The 23446-nt window shown below is 72.3% G+C and carries 21 protein-coding genes; 11 read left to right on the forward strand and 10 right to left on the reverse strand.

Going from position 1 to position 23446, the window contains the following annotated elements; translation table 11 throughout:
- Positions 1–16: 16 nt before the first annotated feature.
- On the forward strand, positions 17–1345 hold the full coding sequence (locus ROT00_RS00655) for a CDP-glycerol glycerophosphotransferase family protein (protein ID WP_404771554.1): 1329 nt from the start codon (positions 17–19) through the stop codon (positions 1343–1345).
- Between the two features lie 57 nt (positions 1346–1402).
- Here ROT00_RS00655 and ROT00_RS00660 read toward each other — a convergent pair whose 3' ends face one another.
- Together ROT00_RS00660 and ROT00_RS00665 are read right to left on the reverse strand one after the other, a co-directional pair.
- Positions 1403–4354, reverse strand: coding sequence for a DEAD/DEAH box helicase family protein (locus tag ROT00_RS00660; protein WP_404771556.1), 2952 nt, complete (start codon positions 4352–4354; stop codon positions 1403–1405).
- A complete protein-coding gene (locus tag ROT00_RS00665; protein WP_404771558.1) occupies positions 4351–6264 on the reverse strand; it encodes a site-specific DNA-methyltransferase in 1914 nt (637 codons plus the stop codon). The genes ROT00_RS00660 and ROT00_RS00665 overlap by 4 nt, the downstream gene beginning before the upstream one ends.
- Before the next feature lie 106 nt (positions 6265–6370).
- Here ROT00_RS00665 and ROT00_RS00670 point away from each other — a divergent pair, with 106 nt between their 5' ends.
- Positions 6371–6670 carry a helix-turn-helix domain-containing protein gene (locus ROT00_RS00670; RefSeq protein WP_404771559.1) on the forward strand — a complete coding sequence of 100 codons (300 nt, stop codon included), beginning with the start codon at positions 6371–6373 and terminating at the stop codon, positions 6668–6670.
- A gap of 42 nt (positions 6671–6712) precedes the next feature.
- Here the strand turns inward: ROT00_RS00670 and ROT00_RS00675 are convergent, their stop codons facing one another.
- Both ROT00_RS00675 and ROT00_RS00680 read right to left on the reverse strand, forming a co-directional pair.
- The gene (locus ROT00_RS00675) at positions 6713–7030 is read right to left on the reverse strand and encodes a hypothetical protein (RefSeq protein WP_404771561.1); all 318 of its coding nucleotides are present in this window, start codon (positions 7028–7030) and stop codon (positions 6713–6715) included.
- A gap of 87 nt (positions 7031–7117) precedes the next feature.
- Positions 7118–8086 (reverse strand): hypothetical protein, encoded by a 969-nt coding sequence (locus tag ROT00_RS00680; RefSeq protein WP_404771563.1) that lies wholly within the window; start codon positions 8084–8086, stop codon positions 7118–7120.
- Between the two features lie 152 nt (positions 8087–8238).
- Here ROT00_RS00680 and thrC point away from each other — a divergent pair, with 152 nt between their 5' ends.
- Positions 8239–9663 (forward strand): threonine synthase, encoded by a 1425-nt coding sequence (thrC, locus tag ROT00_RS00685; RefSeq protein ID WP_404771565.1) that lies wholly within the window; start codon positions 8239–8241, stop codon positions 9661–9663.
- Positions 9664–9747: 84 nt separating this feature from the next.
- Here the strand turns inward: thrC and ROT00_RS00690 are convergent, their stop codons facing one another.
- Complete coding sequence (locus ROT00_RS00690; RefSeq protein WP_404771567.1) at positions 9748–10539, reverse strand: ABC transporter ATP-binding protein; 792 nt, start codon at positions 10537–10539, stop codon at positions 9748–9750.
- Complete coding sequence (locus tag ROT00_RS00695) at positions 10539–11354, reverse strand: ABC transporter permease (protein ID WP_404771568.1); 816 nt, start codon at positions 11352–11354, stop codon at positions 10539–10541. Before ROT00_RS00695 ends, ROT00_RS00690 begins: the two co-directional genes overlap by 1 nt.
- 66 nt (positions 11355–11420) lie before the next feature.
- Between ROT00_RS00695 and ROT00_RS00700 the strand changes: the two genes are divergently transcribed.
- Positions 11421–11969 carry an ECF transporter S component gene (locus ROT00_RS00700; RefSeq protein ID WP_404771570.1) on the forward strand — a complete coding sequence of 183 codons (549 nt, stop codon included), beginning with the start codon at positions 11421–11423 and terminating at the stop codon, positions 11967–11969.
- Positions 11970–12131: 162 nt separating this feature from the next.
- Here ROT00_RS00700 and ROT00_RS00705 read toward each other — a convergent pair whose 3' ends face one another.
- The gene (locus ROT00_RS00705) at positions 12132–12824 is read right to left on the reverse strand and encodes a phosphocholine cytidylyltransferase family protein (protein ID WP_404771571.1); all 693 of its coding nucleotides are present in this window, start codon (positions 12822–12824) and stop codon (positions 12132–12134) included.
- A 284-nt stretch (positions 12825–13108) separates the two neighbouring features.
- On the opposite strand from ROT00_RS00705, the gene ROT00_RS00710 reads away from it, so the two are divergent.
- Together ROT00_RS00710 and ROT00_RS00715 are read left to right on the forward strand one after the other, a co-directional pair.
- Positions 13109–14848: an ABC transporter ATP-binding protein gene (locus ROT00_RS00710; RefSeq protein WP_404771573.1), complete on the forward strand. Its 1740-nt coding sequence runs from the start codon at positions 13109–13111 to the stop codon at positions 14846–14848.
- Positions 14824–16398, forward strand: a complete 1575-nt coding sequence (locus ROT00_RS00715; protein WP_404771575.1) for a hypothetical protein — start codon at positions 14824–14826, stop codon at positions 16396–16398. Before ROT00_RS00710 ends, ROT00_RS00715 begins: the two co-directional genes overlap by 25 nt.
- An 88-nt stretch (positions 16399–16486) precedes the next feature.
- On the opposite strand, the gene ROT00_RS00720 is transcribed toward ROT00_RS00715, so the two are convergent.
- Entirely contained in the window at positions 16487–17971 is a 1485-nt protein-coding gene (locus tag ROT00_RS00720) for a hypothetical protein (RefSeq protein WP_404771577.1), read from the reverse strand.
- Positions 17968–18753 carry a glycosyltransferase family 2 protein gene (locus tag ROT00_RS00725; RefSeq protein WP_404771578.1) on the reverse strand — a complete coding sequence of 262 codons (786 nt, stop codon included), beginning with the start codon at positions 18751–18753 and terminating at the stop codon, positions 17968–17970. Before ROT00_RS00725 ends, ROT00_RS00720 begins: the two co-directional genes overlap by 4 nt.
- Before the next feature lie 66 nt (positions 18754–18819).
- Here ROT00_RS00725 and ROT00_RS00730 point away from each other — a divergent pair, with 66 nt between their 5' ends.
- Both ROT00_RS00730 and ROT00_RS00735 read left to right on the forward strand, forming a co-directional pair.
- Complete coding sequence (locus tag ROT00_RS00730) at positions 18820–19377, forward strand: GtrA family protein (protein WP_404771579.1); 558 nt, start codon at positions 18820–18822, stop codon at positions 19375–19377.
- Positions 19378–19406: 29 nt separating this feature from the next.
- Positions 19407–19694: a DUF3039 domain-containing protein gene (locus ROT00_RS00735; protein ID WP_404771581.1), complete on the forward strand. Its 288-nt coding sequence runs from the start codon at positions 19407–19409 to the stop codon at positions 19692–19694.
- Positions 19695–19748: 54 nt separating this feature from the next.
- Here the strand turns inward: ROT00_RS00735 and ROT00_RS00740 are convergent, their stop codons facing one another.
- Entirely contained in the window at positions 19749–21068 is a 1320-nt protein-coding gene (locus tag ROT00_RS00740) for a nicotinate phosphoribosyltransferase (protein WP_404771582.1), read from the reverse strand.
- 92 nt (positions 21069–21160) lie between these two features.
- Here ROT00_RS00740 and murI point away from each other — a divergent pair, with 92 nt between their 5' ends.
- Genes murI through rdgB form a run of 3 tightly spaced genes read left to right on the forward strand, consistent with a single transcriptional unit; the run spans position 21161 to position 23393 of the window.
- The gene (gene murI, locus ROT00_RS00745) at positions 21161–22000 is read left to right on the forward strand and encodes a glutamate racemase (protein ID WP_404771584.1); all 840 of its coding nucleotides are present in this window, start codon (positions 21161–21163) and stop codon (positions 21998–22000) included.
- The gene (gene rph, locus ROT00_RS00750) at positions 21997–22761 is read left to right on the forward strand and encodes a ribonuclease PH (RefSeq protein WP_404771586.1); all 765 of its coding nucleotides are present in this window, start codon (positions 21997–21999) and stop codon (positions 22759–22761) included. Before murI ends, rph begins: the two co-directional genes overlap by 4 nt.
- The gene (gene rdgB, locus ROT00_RS00755) at positions 22758–23393 is read left to right on the forward strand and encodes an RdgB/HAM1 family non-canonical purine NTP pyrophosphatase (RefSeq protein WP_404771587.1); all 636 of its coding nucleotides are present in this window, start codon (positions 22758–22760) and stop codon (positions 23391–23393) included. Before rph ends, rdgB begins: the two co-directional genes overlap by 4 nt.
- Positions 23394–23446: the final 53 nt, after the last annotated feature.

The following is a 23446-nucleotide window of genomic DNA, read 5'->3' on the forward strand; positions in this document are numbered from 1 at the left end:
TCGCTACCCTTGGCGAGTGGGATTGAAGACTGACGCTCGTCGTGCCGTGAAGCTCGCGAAGAACATCATCGCCTCGCGGCGTTCGCAGCGGGCGCTCGCCTCCGTGCTCGCCGAGACGGCGCCGCTCGAGGCGGGCCGGTACCGCATCGGCGTGTACTTCGCCGACGGCAAGGTCAACCTCTACCAGCTGCGCCAGTGGTACAAGCCGCTCGCCGAGCTCTCGAAGACGCATCCGGTCGTGGTCCTCAGCCGCGCGTCCGGCGCCGCGCTCGCGCTCCTCGACGAGTCCCCGGTGCCGGTCGCCTACGTCCGGCGGGTCGCCGATCTCGAGCAGCTTATCCACGATCAGGACCTCCGGCTCATCCTCTACGTGAACCAGAACGCCAAGAACTTCCAGATGATGCGCTACGGGCGCCGCTGGCACGTGTTCATCAACCACGGCGAGTCCGACAAGATGTACATGACCACGAACCAGTTCAAGGCGTACGACTATGCGCTGATCGCCGGCGACGCGGCACGGGCGCGGCTCGGCAAGGTGCTCTGGGACTACGACTTCGACAAGCGCGCCATCCCGATCGGCCGGCCGCAGGCCGACCACTACCACGACGGCCGGGAGCTGCCGTATCCCGAGGACGGCCGCGAGGTCGTGCTCTACGCCCCGACCTGGGAGGGCGACCGCGCCGCGGCCGCTTACGGCTCCATCGCCTCCCACGGTGTCGCCCTCGTCACCGCGCTGCTCGCCACGGGGCGCCACCGGGTGATCTACCGCCCGCATCCCCGCTCGGGCGTGCTCGACCACGAGTACGCGGCCGCGAACCGGGCGATCATCGACGCGATCGCCGCGGCCAACCAGGCGGACCCCGCCGCGATGCACGTCTACGACGACGGGCGGGAGCTCGGCTGGCAGCTCGCCGCGGCCGACATCGCGGTCGTCGACATCTCCGCGATGGTCTACGACCGGCTCGCGACCGGCAAGCCGCTGCTCATCACCCGACCCGCCGCGCCGGAGGCCGAGATCGACACCGGAGGCTACCTCTCGGCGTGCGAGTGGCTCGTCGCCGAGCCCGGCGCATCGGCGGAGCGGGCCGGCGCCGGCATGCTCGCGCGCGTGGACGAGGTCGCGCACGACCGCGAGGCGCTCGAGCGGCTGGGGCACTGGGTCGAACGCTACTTCGGCGACACGACGCCCGGTGCGGCGACCGCTCGCTTCCACGCGGCGGTCGAGCACCTCATGGCCGAGTGGGAGCGCTTCGCCGCCGAGCACCGCGACGACGAGGACATCGACGACCACGACGTCGAGGGCGAGCGCGCGGAGGACGGCCCCGAGGAGGACGCCCACGGCTGAGCCCGCGACGCAGGCCTGCCCGGGGCCGGTTCGTCCGCACCCGGGCGCGAGCGCTGCTCAGTAGAGCGTCGGACCGTCCGCGGCGGGCGGCGCGGTCAACCGTTCCAGCTCGAGGAGCGCGGAGAGGCGGCCGCCGCCGCTGATCCATCGGGTGACGGCGGTCTCGCCGAGGAGCACGTAGTGCCAGCGCTTCCCGCCGCGCGACTCGTCGGGCAGCTCGTTCAGCCCGTCGACCCAGGCGAGGGCCGCCCGCTGCTTGCGCCGGACGTTCTCATCGTCGAGCGCGGACTGCGCCTTCGTCTCGACGAGGTACACCGCGTCCGCGGTGCGCACGAGGAAGTCGGGGGAGTACCGGGCCGGCAGCCCGTCGGCCCGGAGGTAGGGCCGCTGGAGGAAGTCGTGCGCGTGCTCGTCGATCTTCACGAACGCCTCGATCCGCGAGTCGTGATCGGCCCACTCGATGAACCGACGCTCCAGCCCGCCGCCGCGGCTCGCGACGCGGAGCTTCGGGAAGACGCACTTCGTGCACGTCACGGCGTCGCGCGCCCGCATCGACGTGGTGCCGATCTCGGCGACGCTCCGCTGCCGCACCACGGCGTCCACGAGCGGCCGGTTCCGCTGCCCCGCGACGAGCGCGGTCGAGAAGACGCCGGCGATGTGCTCCGCGACGCCGGGGAGGAGGAGCGCCCGCCAGGATTCGCCCCGAGCCGGATCGAACGGTTCGCCGAACAGGCGCTCCCGGATGTACCGGTCGAGCCAGCCGGTGATCCGGGCGCGGTGGGCGACGAGGAGCGGATACCGGCTCGCCGCGCTGAACCGTGCGGCGCCCGCGGTGAAGCTCCGGCCGACCACGGTCGTGATGCGCAGGGTGAGGCGGGCGAGGAGGTCGTTGTAGCCGGTCGCCGCCATGACCCCGCCGTCGACGCGGAAGTCGCCGTACCTGGTCTTCGTCTCGACGTCGTGCGAGCTCCAGACGTCGCCGCGGCCGACGGCCCGTTCGAGCACCGCGCGGTCGAAGCGGCTCGGCTCGAGCGCCATCGGGTCGAGTCGGGGCGCGTCGAGCTCCTCCTCGGCCTCGTGCGCGACGACGGGCACGAGGATGTCGTAGTCCCGCCAGTCGGGGCGGAGCGCGACGCGCTCGAGCTCGCCGGCGACCGGCTTCTCCGAGTCATCGGCGATCGCCAGCAGGCCGTCGCCGAGCAGTTCGTCGTAGAACGCCGCGAAGGCGGGATGCTCGACGATGAAGAGCACATCGAAGTGGTGCCGCGGTTCGAGCCGGCGGCGGATGCGATCGCGCGTCTCCCGCTTGAGCTCGTCGACGACCGGGTCGCCGCGCCACATCAGGCGGAGGCCGCGCCCGATCGTCTGCTCGAGCAGGATGCCGGAGCCCGCCGAGCGGAGCGGGACGACGACGCAGATGCTGTCGACGTCGAAGCCCTCGCGGAGCATGAGCACGCTCACGACGACGCGAGGGCGGGCGTGGCGGTCGAGGTCGAAGAGTCGCGCGCGGATCGGCTCCCACTCCTTCGGGCCGAGCTCCGCGCGGCGGCCGCTGTCGATGCGGAGCACCTCGTCGGCATCGAGGCCCTCCGAATCGAGCAGGAAGCGTTCGACCTGGCGGGATGCGGCGGTGTCCTCGGTCATGATCAGCAGCTTCGGGCGCCGCTCGGGGTCGACCTCGGCGAACTCGGTCTCGAGGAGGGCGAGTTTCCGCAGCCCGGCCCGGATCATGGTGCGCTGGCCGGCGGAGAGATCCACCACCTCGCCGTGCTCGTCGCGCTCGGCGGTGAAGTCGAGGGGGAGCGCGGCGAGCTCGGTCCGCTTGTCGAGGGCGATGGCCTTCACGAGCCCGCGACGCATCGCGGCGTGCAGGTCGAAGTCGACGACGATGTGGGGGAAGTAGCGCCGCTGCCGCCCGCCGCCGCTCTCGTCGTAGGGCGTCGCCGAGAAGTCGAGCTGGACGAAGCGCCGGCCCTTGGGTGCGGCGATCGCGGTGAGACTCTGCTGCCACTCGACGTCGCTCTGAGCCTCGCCCCGGCGGAGCCCGTGCACGTGGTGCGCCTCGTCGTTGAAGACCACGAGGTCGGGCAGGTCCACGAGGGACTGCAGCGGGCGACCGCGCGCCGCGCGGCGATCGAGGGTTTCGAGCGCGTTGCCCGCGGCCGTGCCCGGGGAGAGCGGGAAGAAGCTCTCGATCGCGGCGCGGGGGTCGATCCCGCCGTCGGGGGCGGCGCGGACGGCGAGCTCGCCATCGCCGCCATCGCCCGTGCGGCCGTCTCCGACGAAGTCGGGGTCCTCCGCGCCGGCGAGCAGGTGCCAGTTCGTGACGGCGATCATGCCGTCGCGCGGGCGCCGGAGCCCGAGCTCGTGCTTCTCGACGAGCCCCGTGTCGAGCAGGGCGAAGACGGCCCGCTCGTGCCTCGGCGGCACGAACAGTTCGCGGCGGGCGCGGAGTTCGCTCGTGCTCGGATCACGCACCCCGTCGACGAGCCGGCCACGGAACGAGTCGAGCAGTCGCTCGTAGACGATGAGTCCGGGTGCGACGACGAGGAAGTTGCTGCTGAACCTGGGGTCGGACGGGGCGGCGAGCCGGTTCAGGTGCTGCCAGACGAGCAGCGCCTGCATCACCCAGGTCTTGCCGGTGCCGGTCGCGAGCTTCGCCGCGTACTTGGGATGCCGGTGCCGCTCGTGGTCGAGTTCGGCACGGCGATCGGGCGTCACCGCCTCCGGGGCGAGGCGCTCGTAGAGCTCGCGCAGGGTGGCGCCGCCGAGCACCTCGTGCGCGTAGACGATCGCGAGGATGGCGTCGCGCTGCCCTTCGTGGAAGGCGTCACGGCGCCCGGCCGAGATCGACTCGTCGAACCACCAGCGGAGCAGTTCGCCGGTGGTCGGGGTCACCGCCTCGAGCAGTGGGCAGGACTCGCCCGCCGCGATCGCCCGGGCGTCGTCCGCGAGCCGCACCGCGATGGCCCGGGCGAGCGGCAGCTCCTCGTCGAGCGGGATCCTCATGCGGCGTCCGCGCCATCCGCGCCATCCGCACCCATCGGCTCTCCGAGCTCCAGCACCACCTCGGACTCGAAGCCGAACACGTCGACCGCGCGCACGCAGATCCGGCGGGCTCCCGGCCGCCACGGCGCACGCAGCGCGGCCGACGTCACGACGCGTAGCGGGTCGTCGTCGTTCAGCGCGTTCCCGCGGTAGTCCTGCCAGGTGGAGCGGAACAGCTCGCCGTCGTAGTCGGGGTCCACGGCCCAGTACTCGACGAGCGAGAGCGGGTCGCGGTTCATGAGCTGGAGGACCTTCTCGCGGTCGGCCGCGCGGAGGCTGATCGCCTCGGGGGAGAGGAGCACGTAGTTGTCGAGCCCGACGACGAGTTCGAGCTCGTCGCCGCGGCGGGCGGCGGAGCGGATGCCGGCCTCGAGGTATTGCAGGGTCGAGAATCGCACAGTGTCGGCGAGCCGGCTGCCCTTCTTCTTCAACCGGTCGATGAGGTCGGGCGGGATCACCCGGACCTCGAGCCGGGGATCCGCGAGTGCGTCGATGTCGTGGCCGATGCCCGCCGGGAAGTTCCAGCCCAGCACGACGACGCGGTCGAAGCCGCCGAGGGCCGTGTCGCGCTGCGCCTGCGCCCGGCGCAGCGACCGGGTCGTCGTGAGTTTCGCGGGGCTCTCGGCGACGACGAGCGTGCGTCCGTCGGGGAGGCTCCCGAGCGTGCCGCCCGGGTTCTCCGCCTCCGGCAGGGGCGCCGCGCCGTAGAGCTCGAGCACCGTCCTGGCGAGGTCGCCGACGCGATAGCGCCGGCCGAGGCTCGAGCGCATCTGCTCGACCTGGTAGTCGCCGATCTCCTGGTAGAGGAACGGCCGGGCGTCCTGATCGATGAGGCGCTTGCGGATGATCATCGACGCGGGGCGTCCGAGGTCGCTCGTGATCCAGCGCCGACCGGATGCCTCGGCGGCGGCCGCGGTCGTGCCGGAGCCGCCGAAGAAGTCGGCGACGAGGCCGCCCGGCGGGCAGGACGCCTCGATCACCCGGTCGAGGAGGGCGAGCGGCTTCTGCGTCGCGTACGCGACCCGCTCCTTCGCGACGGGGTTCAGCATCGAGAGGTCCCAGACGTCGGGCATGGCGACGCCCTTCGTCGCCTCCTCGCTCAGCACGGAGCGGCGGACGCCGTCGTCGCCGATGGTGCTGACCCAGGCGCGTCCCTGCCCGCTCGACTTCTCCGACTTCGGGATGTAGAGCTGCTTGAAGTAGTGCCGGCCCTTGCGCTTGGCGTAGACGAGGAGCGTGTCGTGGTTGCGGGCGAACGTCGTGCTCGCGATGTTCCAGCGGCGGTAGTACCAGACCACCTCGTTGAGGAAGTTCTCGCGACCGAACACCTCGTCGCAGATGAGTTTCACGTAGTGGCCGACATGCCAGTCGATGTGGAGGTAGAACGTGCCGGTCTCGGCGAGCAGCTCGCGCGCGAGCACGAGTCTCGGGGTCAGCATGGCCAGGTACGAGGCGGTGCCGTCGGCCCAGGTGTCGGAGTAGGCGAACTGCTCGACCGCCGTCGGCCGCGTCTCGACCTCGTGCCCGGGCAGGGTCAGCTTCGTGCGGTAGTCAGCCTTGGAGTCGAACGGCGGGTCGAGGTAGATCAGGTCGATGCCGCCGGTGAGGCCCGGACCGTCGTCGTCGCCCGCGAGGAGGGCCGACATGGCGAGCAGGTTGTCGCCGTAGATCAGGCGGCCGGATGGCTCGGGGGACTCGTCGTCGGATCCGAGCCCGAGCGGCAGCCCGCTCGTCTCCCGCCTCGGCAGCACGAGCTCGCGGGTGTGCAGCCGCACCCGGTGCTCGCCCGAGAGCTGGTCGAGGACGCGCGCGGCCTCGCGGGTGCCGTCGGCGACGATCTTCGGCAACTGGTCGAGCAGTGAACTCGGCATCTGGTCCTCTCGAGACTGGACTGGCGGTCGATCCAGAATAGAGGTAGAAAGACTGGAGGTGAATGCACACTGGATTGGCGATCTGGGGGCGGATAGGCATGAAGGCATGCCTGAGCCCCAATCCCGTGCTGCCCAGATCCTCGGCGAACGTCTGAAGGCCGTGCGGCTCGAGCGCGGCGTCAGTCAGGAGACCGTCGCCCACCTCGCCGACATGCACGTGACCAACCTCGGCAAGATCGAGCGCGGCCAGGCGAACCCGAGGATGTCGACCATCATCCGCATCGCGGGCGTGCTCGACGTCGACCCGGGCGAGCTCATCGCCGGGATCGGTCTCGCCGAGCTGCCGGGCGTCGACCGGGTCAACGTGCGCGATCTCATCGACGAGCTCAAGCGCCGCGGCAAGTGACGCCGCCCGCTCGGACGGCGCGGTGCCGGTGCTGACGAGGCCTCAGAACGCGATGCGCCAGAGGTACTCCTCGCCGCCGGCCCGGAACCACCGCAGCACGGCGACGCAGTCGCGCGCGGGATCGTCGGCGCGCAGGACGAACGCCACCTGATCGCCGGGCGCCACCCGCAGCAGCGGCTGCCACAGCAGCCGGCCGTCGCCGAACAGCGACAGGTGCACCCCGTGCGCCGACTCGTCGCCGGTGTTCAGCAGCGTGTACCAGGGCGCGCGACTGCGATCGATCTTCCACGGCACGCGGTAGGCCTCGGGGGAAAGGGCGGGGGTGGCCTCGACGGCCTCGGACCGTGCCCCGTGCGGCATGGCTCCTCCTCAGATCGGGATGCGGCACGACACCGTCAAGATACCCGGCACCACCGACGCGGAACCCGCGCGGAGCGGTGGGCGCCGCTACCCCTCCCGAGGCTCGGGCTCGGGCTCGTCGAGCGGAGCGGCGTCGCCGGCGTCTGCGGCATCCGTCGTCCGTCGCGTCGAACCGCCCCGACCCGAGGCGAGCCGGGAGAACGGCCGGCCGGCGGCCCGACCGAGTGCGCCCGCAGCGCCGACGACCCGGCGTCCGGCGCTCGAGAGCCGCGTCTCCCCGTCGCGCGGCTCGAGCTCCGACGGGACGAACGCCGGTGCGGCACCGAAGGCGAGCCGGGACTGCGCCAGCACGCGACGGCCGAGCACGTGGTTGCCCACGCCGCCGACCGCCGCGCCGATGCCGAACGGCAGCGCCTTGCCGATGAACCCGGCGCCTCCGCGCACGGCGAACTGCTTCACGAACGTCGCCCGCAGCCGATCGACGACCGTGCCCATGACCGCCTTCGGCAGGGTGTTGGTGATGAGCTCGCCCCAGTACGCGCTGCGCGCGGCGCCGGTGCCGCTCGCCTGAGCCGCGAACTGCCGGATGAGGTCGCTGCCCTCGGTGCCGAGCATGAGCGTCATGACCAGGGCGCGCGCACGTTCGGGATTCTCGACGGGGATGCCGTGCACCTCCGCCACCGACTGGGCGAAAAGTGCCGTGGCCTCGAGGAAGCCCGCCGTCTCGACCCCGGACAGGGCGAGGGTGACGCCCGTCGAGATGCCCGGGATGACGGCGGTGGCCCCGACGGCGGCGCCGCCGGTCGTGACCGCCGCCAGGTAGCGGCGTTCGAGGATGCGCACGAGCTGCTCGGGAGTCGCCTGCGGGGCGCGCCGGCGGATGCCGCGCAGGTGCGCGAGCACCACGGGACGGTGGATGGCGAGGACGCGATCGATCGTGCGCTCGACGCCGTGCGCGCGGCCTTCGTCCTGCGGTGCCCCGGCGCCGTCGCCCGCGGGCGGCTCGCTCGGGGCGTCCCGCCCCATCGAGGTGATCCGGTGCACGCGCTCGGGCATGCAGCGATTGTACGCGGCGCGCCCTGGGCGGATGCCGGGTCGCACCGGGCCGCCGCGGCCCCGCGTCCGCTGCGCGGCGTCACGGGTTCGTCGTGCGGGGGAGCGGCCCGATACGATCGAACCTCAGCGTCTCGTCGACCCGCAGGAGCCTCGTGAAGTACCGCTCGACCCGCGGCGGGCTGCCGCCCGCGCCGTTCACCGAGATCCTCATCGAGGGGCTCGCACCCGACGGCGGACTCGTCGTCCCCGAGACCGTGCCGACCGTCACGCCCGACGAGCTCGAGGCCTGGCGCGAGCTCGACTACGCCGGGCTCGCGGCCGAGGTGATCGGCCGCTACGCCAGCGGGCTGTCCGCCGAAGCGCTCGCGGACATCTGCCGGGCCGCGTACGCCCCCGAGGTCTTCGGCGGCGAGCCGATCGTGCCGCTCACCCCGCTCGGCGAGGTGACGCTCGTCGGCCTCTCGGAGGGCCCCACGCTCGCCTTCAAGGACATGGCGATGCAGTTCCTCGGCCAGCTGCTCGAGCACGAGCTCACCGAACGCGGGACGACGCTGAACATCCTCGGCGCGACCTCGGGCGACACCGGCTCGGCCGCCGAGTACGCGCTCCGGGGAAAGCACGGCGTCGCCGTCTTCATGCTCTCGCCGCAGGGGCGGATGAGCGCCTTCCAGCGCGCGCAGATGTACTCCCTCACCGACGAGAACATCCACAACATCGCCGTCGAGGGCGACTTCGACGACTGCCAGCACCTCGTGAAGGTGCTCGCCGGCGACACCGCGTTCAAGCGGGAGCACCGGCTCGGCGCGGTCAACTCGATCAACTTCGCGCGGATCGCCGCGCAGCTCGTGTACTACTTCTGGGCCTGGCTGCGGCACAGCGACGCGGTCGAGCCCGCGGAGCGGGCCGGGCACCGCGTGTCGATCACGGTGCCCTCGGGCAACTTCGGCAACATCTTCTCGGGCTGGCTCGCCCGGCGCATGGGGCTCCCCCTCCACCGCCTCGTCCTCGCCACGAACGAGAACAACGTGCTCGACGAGTTCTTCCGCACGGGCGTCTACCGGCCGCGCACGGGCGAGGCGACCTTCGCGACCTCGAGCCCCTCGATGGACATCTCCCGGGCCTCGAACCTCGAGCGCTTCGTCTTCGAGGTGCTCGGCCGCGACCCCGAGGCGCTCCGCGAGCACTGGGCGGGGCTCGAGCGCGACGGCGTGCTCGATCTCAGCGCCGAGCAGCACCGCTTCGCCGCCGAGTTCGGCATCGTGAGCGGCGCGAGCAGTCACGCCGAGCGCGTCGAGACGATCCGGGAGACCCACCGGGCGACCGGCGTCGTGGTCGACCCGCACACCGCCGACGGGCTCGCCGTCGCCGCGCGCCACCTCGAGCCGGGCATCCCGATGCTGGTGCTCGAGACCGCGAAGCCGCAGAAGTTCCCGGAGATCGTCGCGGAGGCGATCGGCGCGCCGGCCGAGCTCCCGGCGGAGCTCCGGGAGCTGCTCGAGGCGCCGCAGCACGTCGTCGACGTGCCGAACGACGCGGTCGCGGTGCGGAACCTCATCGAGGCGCACGCCGCGCACTGAGTCGGGCACGAGGCGCGCACCGCGCCACGCACCGCCTCGCGCACCGAGCCGTCGGCGCGGCCCCGCGGGGGGCGCCGAGCGCCGTCAGCGGTTCGCGTGGTCGGCGTTGTACCGGTCGAGCACCTCGTCGATCCCCGCGTCCAGCACGAGCCGACCGCCGTCGAGGTAGAGCCCGCGCGTGCAGAAGCGGCGCAGGTCGCGCTCGTTGTGCGAGACGAAGAAGAGCGTCCGCCCGCCGGCGAGGAGCTCGTCGATGCGGCGGTAGCACTTCTCGCGGAAGCCCTTGTCGCCCACCGCGAGCACCTCGTCGACGAGCATGATCGGCTCCTCGAGCTGCGAGATCACGGCGAACGCGATGCGGACCTTCATGCCGCTGGACAGGTGCTTGTACGGGGTGTCGAGGAAGTCGCCGATCTCGGCGAACTCGATCACCTCGTCGAACTTCGCGTCGATCTGCGGCTTCGTCATGCCGTGCAGGCCGGCGGTGAGGTAGACGTTGTCGCGCACGGTGAGATCGTCGACGAAGCCGCCCGTGATCTCGATGAGCGGGGCGACGCCGCCGGCGACCGAGACGGTGCCCTCGTCGGCGATCATGACGCCGGCCACGAGCTTCAGGAGCGTCGACTTGCCCTGACCGTTGCGGCCGACCACCCCGATGGCCTCGCCCGGCCGGACGTCGAAGGAGACGTTCCTGAGCGCCCAGAACTCCCCGGGGCGGCTGCGCCGGGCACGGCCGGCCAGCAGGTCCTTGAAGGAGCGACGGCCGCGGCGGTTGCGGCGGAATCGCACGCCGAGGTCCTCGACGCGGATCGCGAAGCCGGCGTTGCCGGGTGCGGCGAGCGAGGCGCCGTCGGCCGAGGTCGAGGAGCGGGCCATCAGATCTCCTTCAGCACCTGGCGCTCGGAGGCGCGGAAGACGAGGAGGCCGACGAACAGGAAGGCGACCGACATGACCGCCGCGACCGCGACCTCGAACCAGATCAGCTGCTGCGGGAAGAACGCCGCGCGGTAGAGCGAGAAGATGCCCGACAGCGGGTTGAACGCCGCCCAGAACTGCATGCCCGGGGGGAGGTCGGTCGTCGCGTAGATGATCGGCGTCGCGTAGAACAGGAAGCGCAGGATGAGCTTCACCGCGCGCTCGAGATCGCGGAAGAAGACCACGAGGGGCGCGACGATGAGGCTGATCCCGGCCGTGAGGATCGCCTGGAGGAGGATCGCGAGCGGGAAGAAGACGAGCTCCCAGCTGGGCGGCGTGCCGAAGATGACCGCGAACAGGGCGAGCACCGGCAGCGCGAAGACGAATTCGATGCCCTTCGACAGCACGATGCGGTTCACCCAGATCGTGCGGGGAATCATGGTCGAGCGCACGAGCTTCGCGTCCTTCAGGAACGCGCGGGTCGAATCGGAGACCGCGCCGTTGAACCACATCCACGGCAGGAGCGCCGTCAGCAGGAACACGATGTACGGCTGGAAACCGGCCGAGCGATCGAAGACCTGCGTGAAGACGAACCAGTAGATGCCCGCCATCACGAGCGGGTCGAGCACCGACCAGACGTAGCCGAGCACCGAGGTCGAGTACCGCACCTTCAGGTCGCGGGTCGTCAGCAGCCACAGGGAATGCCGGTACCGGGTGAACGGCGTCCGTCGCAGCGGATGCACGTCACCTCCGACGCGGGTCGTGGCAGCAGTCACGTCTCTCATCGTAGAGGCGTTCGCCGGGAGAACCGTCTCAGCGCGGGGCGACGGTAGATTTGACGGGTGGCCCCTCGCACCAGCATCAGCACCCGGATCCTCTTGAGCTGCGCCGCGATCGGCGTGGCGGGCGGCGTCGTCGCCGGGGGATCCGGCTACCTCGCGCTCGTGCTGGCCGCCATCGGCCCGATGTTCTACGGCGTCACCATCGGCGTGCACTTCCTGCCGAGCGTCGTCGCGTTCGCGCTTCTCCGGCGCCCGGGCACCGCGCTGCTCGCCGGGCTGGTCGCGGGCCTCGTCGGCGCGGCGTTCGCGCCGCAGTGGCTGCCGCGGCTCATCGGCACGGCGCTACTCGTCGGCGTCCTGGTCGAGCTGCCGTTCCTCATCACGAGGTACCGGCGCTGGGACCCGTGGCTCTTCTACCTCTCGGGCCTCGTCTCGGGCGTCGTCATCGCGGCCGTCGTGTTCATCGCGCTCGGCGGCGAGCACTTCCCCGCCTGGATGTGGGCGATCGCGCTGCCCCTGTACGTCGGCAGCCCGGTGCTCTTCACCTGGATCGGGCGGATCATCGCGGCGCAGCTGGAACGCGCGGGCGTCGCGCGCGGCCTGCGCTGACCGCCGGCCTGCGCTGACCGCCGCCCTGCGCTGACCGCCGGGCAGCGGGAGCTCCGCCCCCGGCCTCGAGCTCCGACCGCCCCGAAACGGAAAACACGGGGCGGATGCCGTTCGGCATCCGCCCCGTGTCGCTGTGGTGCTGCAGGACGCAGCGTTTCCGGATCACACGAAGTGGTTCGCGCGCTCCAGGTCTTCCGCGAAGTCGATCTCGACCGCGTAGAGGTCGGAGACGTCCATCGGCTCGACGAGCAGGCCGTTCTGCTCGATCGCGAGCTCGAGGCCGCGCTCGAAGTAGTCCTGCGCGCCGACGCGCTGGAGGTGGGCGAGGAAGGTCGCCTTGTCGCGGCCCGAGATGTAGTTGATGCCGACGGCCTCGCCGAGGCCGCCCTTCACCGTCTTCGAGAGCTCCTTGATGTAGCCCTCGGCGGTGGTCGTGTACTTCACCTCTTCGTCGGAGACCTTCGCGGTGTTGACCGTGACGAAGGACTGATCGCGGGCGATCAGCGCGACGGCGCGGTCGAGGATGCGCGGGTCGAAGACGACGTCGCCGTTCATCCACAGCACGCCGCCGGCCTGCGAGGCCTGCAGGGCGCGCATGAGCGACTTCGAGGTGTTCGTCTGGTCGTACTCCTCGTTGTAGACGAAGGACGCCTGCGGGAACGCCTCGATGATGTGCTCGAGCTTGTAGCCGACGACGATCGTCACGTCGGCGTCGCCCGCGAAGGCGTGGCCGATGTTGTCGAACTGCTGCCGCATGATGGTGCGGCCGTCGCCGAGCTCGGTGAGCGGCTTGGGGAGGGAACGCCCGAGCCGGCTCCCCATGCCGGCTGCGAGGATCACGATCTGCGTGGTCACTGCATCTCCTTCGGTGGTGCGAGTGGGCCGGGCGCCCCGGTCTCGGCTCCGCCCGTTCGGACGGCGATCGATACCGGCTGTTCGCCTGGAGTTCACTCGGAAGTTCACATTGGGACACGCCGTTATGCCGGAACCAGCGTATCCGCTGGCACCCATCCGGGGTGGGATCGGCGGGGGAGTCGTAGTGCGATCGTGATACGTCGCACAGGGAATGCTCAGTTTCCCGGCGGGGCTCCGGGCGGATCCGGCACGGATCCTGCGCCGGCAATTGGTAGGTTGGCCTGGTGACTTCCGATTCTCGCCCCGATTCGCACGACGAGACTCCCGAAGGCACCGGCACGGGGGTGCCCGAGCAGGTCCGCGACGGGGAGTCGGCGTCCGGCGCGCCCAAACGACCGAAGACCACTGCTTCGGCGAAGCGCGCCTCGTCAGCGAAGACGGCGAAGACGGCGTCGCGATCCGCGACGACCACGACGGATGCCGCGGCCAAGAGCGCCGCGCGCTCGGAGGCGGCGAAGCGCGCCGCGGCCACGCGCGCCGCGCGCAAGGCCGAGGCCGCGAAGGCCGAAGCGGCGGCCGCGCAGGATGCCTCGACGGACTCCGGCGAGCCGGCGCCCACGGCCTCGAAGCGATCGAGTGCGTCCCGCACCACCTCGAGCACGAGCGCCGCCCAGCGGTCGAGCGCGGCATCGGCGGCGCGCGCTGCGAAGACGACGGCGAAGGGCGATGCGTCGAGCGCCGGCGCCGCACGCTCCCGCTCCACGAGCAGCGTCAGTGCGAAGCGGCAGGCGCTCCGCGCCGCTGCGGCCGTCGCCACCGACACGACGGCCGCCGAGCGCCCGAGGAAGACCGCCGAGAGCGACGCGAACACGGCGGAGGCGGCGACGGCCGTTCAGGCCGCCGAGGCTGCGCCGGTCGTCGAGGCGAGCGCGGCTCCAGCCGGCGAGGTCGAGGCCGCACCGAGCGCGGTTCCGGCCGACGAGGTCGCCGGGGTCGAGGTCGCACCGAGCGCGGCTCCGGCCGACGAGGTCGCCGAGGAGACGCAGGAGCGCATCCCCGCGGCCGTCGAGCCCGAGGCATCCGCCGATGACTCGGTCGACGAGGAGACGCGCGAGCGCGTCGTCGCCGCCCCGGCCGGCGCACCCGCCGGCGACGGCGAGCGCGCCGGCGACGTGGCGGTCGCCGTGATCCCCGCCCCGACGAAGAAGGCGAGCCGGAAGAAGCGCACCCTCCGCGTCGCCCGGTCGGCACCGCCCGAGACCGCCGCCGACGTCCTCGTCGTCGACGCCCTCGTGAAGCGGTTCGGCGAGAAGACGGCCGTCGACCGCATCTCGCTGCGCGTGCGCGCGGGCTCGTTCTTCGGCGTCGTCGGGCCGAACGGCGCGGGCAAGACCACCACGCTCTCGATGGTGACCGGTCTCCTCCGCCCCGACGAGGGCACGGTGCGCATCCACGACATCGACGCCTGGGCCGACCCGGAGGCCGCGAAGCGCGCCACCGGGGTGCTGCCCGACCGCCTGCGGCTCTTCGACCGCCTCACCGGCGGCCAGCTGCTCCACTACTCCGGGGTCCTCCGGGGGCTCGACGCCCGCACGGTGCGCGAGCGCAGCGCAGACCTCATCGCGGCGTTCGGCCTCGACGACGCGGTCGACCGGCTCGTCGCGGACTATTCCGCGGGCATGACCAAGAAGATCGCGCTCGCGTGCGCCATGATCCACTCGCCGCGCCTGCTCGTCCTCGACGAGCCGTTCGAATCGGTCGACCCCGTCTCGGCGGCGAACCTCACGGAGATCCTCGAGCGCTACGTCGCGGGCGGCGGCACCGTCGTCCTCTCGAGCCACGGCATGGACCTCATCGAGCGGGTCTGCGACTCGGTCGCGGTCGTGGTCGGCGGCAAGGTGCTCGCGGCCGGCACGCTCGACGAGGTGCGCCAGGGCGAGACCCTCGAAGATCGATTCGTCGCGCTCGCCGGTGGGCGCAAGGCAGCGGAAGGCATGGAATGGTTGCACAGTTTCTCGGACTGAAGCTGCGCCTCCTCGCCAACATCTTCCGACGCAGTCCCTGGCAGGTCGTCGGCATCATCGTGGGGCTCGTCTACGGGCTCGGCATCGCGGGGCTCCTCTTCTTCTCCCTCATCGGCCTGCGCTTCGTCGACGACGTCGCCGTCATCCGTGACGCGCTGATCGTCGCGGGCTCGGCGACCGTGGTCGGGTTCATCGTGTTCCCGCTCATCTTCGGCGTCGACGACACGATGGATCCGCGGAAGTTCGCGCTGTTCGGCATCCCCGGGCGCGAGCTGGCGATCTCCCTGGCCGTCTCCGCCCTCGTCGGCATCCCCGCCATCGTGCTCGGCATCGTGCTGCTCGGCAGCGTCGTGACCTGGTCGCGCGGGGTCGGCGAGACGATCCTCGCGGTCCTCTCCGCGGCGCTCGCCTTCGCGACCTGCCTGCTGCTCGCCCGCGTGGCCACCGCGATCGCCTCGTTCCTCCTCGCCACCCGCCGCGCGCGCGAGCTCACCGGCGTCCTGGGCCTCCTCCTCGTCGTCGCCGCATCGCCGGTGATCGTCGCGCTGACCACGGTCGACTGGTCGCGCGACGGACGCCAGGTGCTCGAGGGACTCGCCGGCTGGCTCGGATGGAGCCCGCTCGGTGCCGCGTTCGCGGTGCCGGGGGATGCCGCGAACGGCGACTGGGGTCCGGCCATCCTGAAGCTCCTGATCGCGGCGGCGACGCTCGCGCTCCTCGGCCTCGGCTGGATCAAGCTCGTCGAGACCATGCTCGTGACGCCCGGCCGTGAGGGCTCGTCGAAGAGCTACCGGGGGCTCGGCTGGTTCGACCGGCTCCCGCAGAACCCGACCGGCGCGGTCGCCGCGCGGAGCTTCACCTACTGGTTCCGCGACGCGCGGTACTGGGTGTCGATCATCATGGTGCCGCTCGCGCCGGTCATCCTCGTCATCGCCTTCAGCATCGTCGGCGTGCCGATGGAGTACCTCGGCCTCGCGCCGGTGCCGCTCATGTGCCTCTTCCTCGGCTGGTCGCTGCACAACGACACCGCCTACGACTCGACCGCCGTGTGGCTGCACGTGGTGTCGGGCGTCCGCGGCACCGCCGATCGCTTCGGACGGCTCGTGCCGGTGCTCGTGCTCGGCGTCGTCGTCATCGCGCTCGGCAGCGCCCTCACCGTGTTCCTCCTCGACGACTGGCGGCCGCTGCCCTCGCTCATCGGGGTGTCGACGGTGCTGCTGCTCTCGGGGCTCGGCATCGGCTCGATCACCTCGGCGCGGTTCCCGTACCCGGCCGTGAAGCCGGGCGACAGCCCGTTCCAGCAGCCGCAGTCGACCGGCAGCCTGTCGTCGCTCGTGCAGTCGATCACGATGTTCGGCTCGCTCGTCGTCGCCGCGCCCGCGGTCGCGTTCGCCCTGCTCGGAGTCTTCTCCGACCCGAGCTGGCACCTCGCGTCGTTCATCTCGGGCACCGTGCTCGGCCTCGTCGTGCTCGTGGCCGGTGTCTGGCTCGGCGGCCGGGTGTTCGACCGTCGCGGCCCGGAGATCGTGGCGGCGGCGATCCGCGCCTGAGCCGCGCCCGGGTGTCGCCCAGCCCGAGCCCGAGGCCTCGGCCGCGACGCGGTCGCTGGACTGGGACGCCGGTGCCGGCGGCCCGGGCTCAGGGCGCGGGGCACACCCGGTAGCCGGTGCCCTCGACCAGCGCCTCGCTCGCGCAGGCGGCTCCGGTGAGCCGGGGCACGCCGTCCATCGCCGGGGCGTCGAACAGGCCGACGTGCGCTCCGGACAGCACGATCGCCGAGACCGCGGCGCCCCAGGGCTGCGCGGCGAGCCAGGGCGTGCCGGTCTGCGCGACCCACTCGCGGATCGGCTCCACCGCGGCGCGCTGGGCGGTGAGCGTCTCCGAGCGGGGTTCCAGCGCGTGCCGGACGTGGCCGAGCGCACCCGCAGCGGCGCCTGCGGCGACCACGGCGACGAGCGCGACGGCGAGCACGGAGCGGGCCGTCGGCGCCGGTGCCGCGGCGGGGGCTCCGTGCGCCCGACGGAGCATCCGCCGCGCGCCCCAGACGGCCACGATGCCGAGCACCGGCACGAAGGCGAAGACGCCGACGGCGGGATGGCGCACCCAGAGCGGCGTGTGCCCCGCCGTCGCCCACCAGCCGACGAACGCGGCGAGGCCGACGGCGGCCGCGAGCGCGGTCGCACGGACGAGCCCGGGGGCGCGGCGACCTCGGCCGCGCTCGACGAGGAATCCGCACACGATGAGCGCGAGCCCCGCGAGTGCCACGAGGAGCACCGCCCAGACCGGCACGAACCAGGCATCCGCGAGCGTCGCGAGCTTCTCCGCCACCGTGCTGCGCGCCCCCTTCTGCCCGCCGGTGGCGACGAAGTACCAGAGGTTCCGCAGGTGCGTCACGTACCCGGCGGGACCGAGCGAGAGGAGCGCTGCCAGCTCGACAGCGAGGCTCGGAACGCCGGCGAGCACGAGCGGCAGCCAGGACCGCTTCGCCGTCGTCCCGATGCGCGCCCAGCGGCGACCGGGGGACAGTGCCCAGATCGCGACGGCGAAGGCTGGGAGTGCGAGGATCGCGATGAACTTCGCCTGGACGGCGAGGCCGACGAGGAGCCCCGCGAGCCAGGCGCGTCGGGGCAGCACGACGAGCGCCCAGACGAGGAGCGCCGCGGCCGGGATCTCGCCGAGCAGGTCGGCCGGCCCCTGGATCGGCGAGAATCCGCCGGTGGTGTCGAATCCGAGCGGCACCGCGACGGCGAGGAGCGCGGCCCAGCGCCCGCCGAGCTTCCGGCCGAGCACGCCGAGGCCCGCGAGCAGCAGGACCCAGAACGCGAGCGGGACGAGCCGCGCGGCGACCACGGGGTCGAGCCCCGTGGCGAGCAGCGCGGCCACGGGGAGGAGCACGGTGGGTCCGGTCGAGATCCGCGGGTCGAACGGGGTGATCTCGGAGCCCGAGAGCGCGCCGTCGCTCGAGTAGCCGAGCCCCGAGAGCAGGTTCAGCGGCACCGTGAGGTTGAACGCCTCGTCCTCCCAGAGGCGCGCGACGAACAGGCTGTCCCACGCGACGACGACGTGCGCGGCGGCGAGCGCCGCCGCGAGCGCCCAGAAGAGGACGGTCCGGACCACGGTCATCGTCCGGATCCCGAGGGGAGGCGGATGCTCCGGAGCGGCGCTCCAGGTCGGAGCGACAGGCTCCACAGCTCCGCGAGCGCGGTGCCGGCGAAGCTCCGCAGGCGCTTGGGCGGCAGCGACAGCTTCGGGCCGTCGCCCCACATGGTGCCGGACGTCGACTCCCCGCGTCTCGGGATGCTCCGGACGCGGAGGTAGCGCACGACGAGCCCGGCGCGCGCCTCGGCCAGCGAGAAGTGCACGTGGGGCACCGTCGCGCCGCTCGGAACCGCGGCGACGAGCTCGCGCAGCGGGTCCGGTCGGTACGCGCGGAGCGGCGTGTTCACGTCCGGGATGCGGCGCCCCGCGGCGAACGCGATCATCGTGCCGACGGAGGCGGTGAGCAGCCGCCGGTACCACGGGTCCGTCCGCCCGCTGCGCACGCCGTGGACGACGTCGGCGCGCTCGTCGAGCAGTGCCGTGACGAGGCGGACGAAGTCCGGCCCGAGGAACTGGCCGTCGCCGTCGACGTGCACGAGCACGTCCGGATCGAGCGCGAGGCCGGCCCGGTACGCCGCGAGCGCGGTCGGCCCGTGCCCGCGGTTCTCCGGCTGCCGCTCGACGCGCACGTCGGCGAGGCCGTCGAGGGCGTCGGGCGTCCCGTCGGTCGACCGGTCGTCCGCGACGACGAAGGTCAGTCTCGTCGCGAGCGGCGCCACCTGGCCGCGCACCTCGTCGATGAAGCCGCGGATGCCTTCGACCTCGTTGTAGGCGGGCATCGCGACGACCAGGTGGGAGAGCGGCATGCTCGGGTCCTCTCATCCGGGTGCCGTGGTCGAATGAGCGCCCGCGGCCAGTACCCTAGTGTGGCCATGGAACTCCGCTCCCGCCTACGCCGACTCGCCGCACTCGGCAGTCGATTTCTCGTCGTCGGCGCCGTGAGCACCCTCATCGAGGTCGGCGTGTTCAACCTGCTCGTCTTCGTCTGGGGCTGGGACGTCGTCTGGGCGAAGATCCTGGCGTCCCTCGTCGCCCTCGTGAACGCCTACATCGGCAACCGCGAGTGGACGTTCCGGCACCGCGACCGCCGCGGGCGGGTGAACGAGCTCGTCCTGTTCGTCCTCGCGAACCTCGCGTGCACCGCGCTCGGCGCGCTGATCGTCTGGGCGGGCGTCGGCGCGGTCGGCGTCGTGCTCGGTCGCGAGCCGGGCCCCGTGGCGGTGAACGTCGTGAACCTCGCGAGCATCGCCATCGTCGTCCTCGTCCGCTTCGTGCTCTACCACCGCATCGTGTTCCGTGCCGCGCCCGCCTCCTCGGCGGCTGCGGCGGCTGCGGCCGGCGCGGTGCCCGCGGTCCCCGCGACGGATGCCGCCGCGGAGCCGGAGGTCGAGCGCGGCGAGCCCGGCGAGGATTCCGAGGAGCGGCCCTGACGCTCCCGGGCGCGCGTAGAATCGAGCCCATGATCCAGCCCGTGCACGCGAGCATCGCCGACCCCGGACAGCCCGGCGGCGGCACCGACGTCCTCGACCGCGAGCTCGAGAAGCTCCTCGAAGAGGAGCTCATCGAGCCCGGCGATCACGAGCGCTTCTCGCACTACGTGCCGAAGGACAAGATCCTCGAGTCCGCCATCACCGGCAAGCCGGTGAAGGCGCTCTGCGGCAAGAAGTGGACGCCGGGTCGCGACCCGGAGAAGTTCCCGGTCTGCCCGGCCTGCAAGGCGATCTACGAGAAGATGCGGGGCGAGTAGCTCCTCGCGGGGCGTTCCCGCTGCGCTGCGGCGGCCCCGCCGCGCCCCCGCGGCTCAGCGGTAGTTCGTCGGGATGACGGCCTCGCCGCGGCCGAGCCGGAACGCCTCGATCGGCAGCTCCTGCATGACCTCGGCGCGGTGCGCCCGGGCCGCCTCGGTGCCCGCGCGGCCCGTGTGCGCGGCATCCGCGACGCCGTCGACCATCAGCGGGACCATCAGCGGCCGCAGCTCGTCGCCGGCCTCGAACTCGGCCTCGCCGGCCGGCCCGTCGCCGACGAAGACGAGCTCCTCGCGCGCCGTGCGCGTGGAGTCGAGGCGGCGCGCGGCGTTCTTGCGCCCGCCGACGCTCGCCTTCTGCGAGGAGGCCTTCGCGACCGCGACCCAGTCGCCGGCGTCGTCGCGCCGGGCGACGAGCTTGTAGACCATGCCGGCGGCGGGGAAGCCGGAGCCGGTGACGACGGAGGTGCCGACGCCGTACGAGTCGACCGGCGCGCCCGAGAGGCCGGCGATCGTGAACTCGTCGAGATCGCTCGTCACGGTGATCCTCGTGTTCACCGCGCCGAGCGAGTCGAGCTGCTCGCGGACGGAGGCGACGACGGTCGGCAGGTCGCCGGAGTCGATGCGGACCGCGCCGAGCTCCGGCCCGGCGACCGCGACGGCGAGCTCCACGCCCTTCGCGATGTCGTAGGTGTCGACGAGGAGCGTCGTGGAGGGCCCGAAGGCGTCGACCTGCGCCCGGAAGGCGTCCTCCTCGGTGTCGTGCAGGAGGGTGAACGCGTGCGCGGCCGTGCCCATCGTCGGGATGCCCCAGGTGCGCCCGGCCTCGAGGTTCGAGGTCGCGTCGAAGCCGGCGATGTACGCGGCGCGGGCCGCGGCGACCGCCGAGCGCTCGTTGGTGCGGCGCGAGCCCATCTCGGCGAGGGGGCGCCCGAGGGCGACCGAGACCATGCGGGCCGCGGCGCTCGCGACGGAGGAGTCGTAGTTCAGGGTCGAGAGCACGAGCGTCTCGAGCATGACCGCCTCGGCGAAGCTCGCCTGGATCGTGAGCAGCGGAGAGCCGGGGAAGTACGCCTCGCCCTCGCGGTAGCCCCAGACATCGCCGGTGAAGCGGTAGTCGGCGAGCCAGTCGAGGGTCGCCGGCCGCACGACCTCGTGCTCGCGCAGCCACTCCAGCTCGGCGTCCTCGAAGCGGAAGCGCTCGATGAGCTCGAGCAGGCGCCCGGTGCCCGCGACGACGCCGTAGCGGCGGCCGTCGGGGAGTCGTCTCGCGAAGGCCTCGAAGAGCGACTCGCGGTGGGCGGTGCCGTCGAGGAGGGCGGCGTCGACCATGGTGAGTTCGTAGCGGTCGGTGAAGAGCGCAGCTGAGCCGGTCACGAAGGAGAGCCTAGTTGTTCGGCGGAGCGGATGCCGAGGCATCCGGCCCCTCCCGCAGCGCGGCCCGTGCGGCTCGCCTAAGCTTGGACCTCGTGACGGACGCGCCGATCGGGATCTTCGACTCAGGAGTCGGCGGGCTCACCGTGGCCCGCGCGGTGAAGGACCAGCTGCCGAACGAGTCGATCCTCTACGTCGGCGACCTCGAGCACTCGCCGTACGGGCCGAAGCCGATCGCCGATGTGCGCCGCTACGCGCTCGCCGTGCTCGACGACCTCGTCGCCCAGGGCGTGAAGATGCTCGTCATCGCCTGCAACACCGCGTCCGCGGCGATGCTCCGCGACGCCCGCGAGCGCTACGACGTGCCCGTCGTCGAGGTGATCCAGCCGGCCGTGCGCCGCGCGGTCGCCGCGACGAAGTCCGGGCGGGTCGGCGTCATCGGCACCGCCGGCACCGTGCAGTCCCGCGCGTACGACGACGCCTTCGCCGCCGCGCCGCACCTCGAGCTCTTCAGCCGGGCCTGCCCGCGATTCGTCGAGTTCGTCGAGGCGGGCGTCACGACCGGCGACGAGGTGCTCTCGGTCGCCGAGGAGTACCTCGCGCCACTGAAGCGCGCCGACATCGACACCCTCGTGCTCGGCTGCACCCACTACCCGTTCCTGAAGGGCGCCATCTCCTACGTCATGGGCGAGGGCGTCACCCTCGTCTCCAGCGACGTCGAGACCGCGAACGACGTCTACCGGGTGCTCGTCTCGACCGGCGCCGAGCGCCGCAGCCCCGAGCCGCCGACCCACCGCTACGAGGCCACGGGGGAGTCGTCGAGCGCCTTCCTCGACCTCGCCAACCGCCTCATCGGTCCCGAGATCCCGAGCGTCGAGCTCGTGCAGACCGGATCGATCACCCTGCCGCACCGTTCCGAATGGAGATCCTCGTGACCGACACCACCGCCATCGTCCGCGCCGACGGCCGCACCCCGGACCAGCTCCGTGAGGTGACCATCGAGCGCGGCTGGAGCGCCCACGCCGAGGGCAGCGCCCTCATCTCCTTCGGCGGCACGAAGGTGCTCTGCACCGCGAGCTTCACGAACGGCGTGCCCCGCTGGCTGACCGGGAAGGGCACCGGCTGGGTGACCGCGGAGTACTCGATGCTCCCGCGTTCGACGAACACCCGGAACGACCGCGAGTCCGTGAAGGGGCGCATCGGCGGGCGCACGCACGAGATCAGCCGGCTCATCGGCCGCTCCCTCCGCGCGGTCATCGACACGAAGGCGCTCGGCGAGAACACCGTCGTCATCGACTGCGACGTGCTCCAGGCCGACGGCGGCACGCGCACCGCGGCGATCACCGGCGCCTACGTCGCGCTGGCCGACGCCGTCGAGTGGGCGCGCACGAAGAAGTTCATCGGGCAGAAGTCCACGCCGCTCATCGACACGGTCTCCGCGGTCTCGGTCGGCATCATCGACGGCACGCCCATGCTCGACCTCGCCTACGTGGAGGACGTCCGCGCCGAGACGGATATGAACGTCGTCGCGACCGGTCGCGGGCTCTTCGTCGAGGTGCAGGGCACCGCCGAGGGCGCACCGTTCGACCGGCGGGAGCTCGACTCGCTCCTCGACCTCGCGCTGGGCGGCAACGCCGAGCTCGCGGCGCTCCAGGTGGCCGCGCTCGCCGCGGGCCGCGAGGCGGCCGGCGCGTGAGCGGCACCGACGCGCTCGAAGTCGTCCTCGCGACGCACAACGCCCACAAGGTCGGCGAGTTCCAGCGGATCCTGGGGGAGCGGATGCCCGAGCTGCAGGTGCTCGGCTACGACGGCCCCGAGCCCGTCGAGGACGGCACGAGCTTCGCCGCGAACGCCCTGATCAAGGCGCGCGCCGCCGCCGAGCACACCGGGCGCATCGCGCTCGCCGACGACTCGGGCATCGCCGTCGACGTGATGGGCGGCTCGCCCGGCATCTTCTCGGCGCGTTGGGCCGGGCACGGCGCCGGGGACGAGGCCAACCGCCGGCTGCTGCTCGCGCAGCTCGCCGACGTGCGCCGGCCGAACCGGGACGCGTCCTTCCACTGCACGATCGCGCTCGTCGTGCCCGCGGCGCTCGCCGGCACCGAGGAGCCGGTGGAGATCGTCGTCGAGGGCACCTGGCCGGGTCAGCTCGCCTACGAGGCGCGCGGCTCCCACGGGTTCGGCTACGACCCGGTCTTCGAGCCGGAGGGGTACGAGATCACCGCGGCCGAGCTGCTGCCCGAGCAGAAGAACGCGATCAGCCACCGCGCGCGGGCGTTCGAGGCGCTCATCCCGGAGCTCGAGCGGGTCGCCGCGACGCTCGCCTGAGAACGCTATTCATTCCCACTTCTATCTCGGGCTGATCAGGTGATTCTCGCCTA

The organism is Agromyces mediolanus (assembly GCF_044917495.1).
In the GTDB taxonomy this organism is placed as follows: Bacteria; Actinomycetota; Actinomycetes; order Actinomycetales; family Microbacteriaceae; genus Agromyces; species Agromyces mediolanus_B.

Coding starts and splice junctions, on each gene's coding strand:
- ROT00_RS00660 (WP_404771556.1), bottom strand. CDS start 4,354: ATGAGGATCCCGCTCGACGAGGAGCTGCCGCTCGCCCGGGCCATCGCG.
- ROT00_RS00665 (WP_404771558.1), bottom strand. CDS start 6,264: ATGCCGAGTTCACTGCTCGACCAGTTGCCGAAGATCGTCGCCGACGGC.
- ROT00_RS00670 (WP_404771559.1), top strand. CDS start 6,371: ATGCCTGAGCCCCAATCCCGTGCTGCCCAGATCCTCGGCGAACGTCTG.
- ROT00_RS00675 (WP_404771561.1), bottom strand. CDS start 7,030: ATGCCGCACGGGGCACGGTCCGAGGCCGTCGAGGCCACCCCCGCCCTT.
- ROT00_RS00680 (WP_404771563.1), bottom strand. CDS start 8,086: ATGCCCGAGCGCGTGCACCGGATCACCTCGATGGGGCGGGACGCCCCG.
- ROT00_RS00690 (WP_404771567.1), bottom strand. CDS start 10,539: ATGGCCCGCTCCTCGACCTCGGCCGACGGCGCCTCGCTCGCCGCACCC.
- ROT00_RS00715 (WP_404771575.1), top strand. CDS start 14,824: ATGGTTGCACAGTTTCTCGGACTGAAGCTGCGCCTCCTCGCCAACATC.
- ROT00_RS00720 (WP_404771577.1), bottom strand. CDS start 17,971: ATGACCGTGGTCCGGACCGTCCTCTTCTGGGCGCTCGCGGCGGCGCTC.
- ROT00_RS00725 (WP_404771578.1), bottom strand. CDS start 18,753: ATGCCGCTCTCCCACCTGGTCGTCGCGATGCCCGCCTACAACGAGGTC.
- ROT00_RS00730 (WP_404771579.1), top strand. CDS start 18,820: ATGGAACTCCGCTCCCGCCTACGCCGACTCGCCGCACTCGGCAGTCGA.
- ROT00_RS00735 (WP_404771581.1), top strand. CDS start 19,407: ATGATCCAGCCCGTGCACGCGAGCATCGCCGACCCCGGACAGCCCGGC.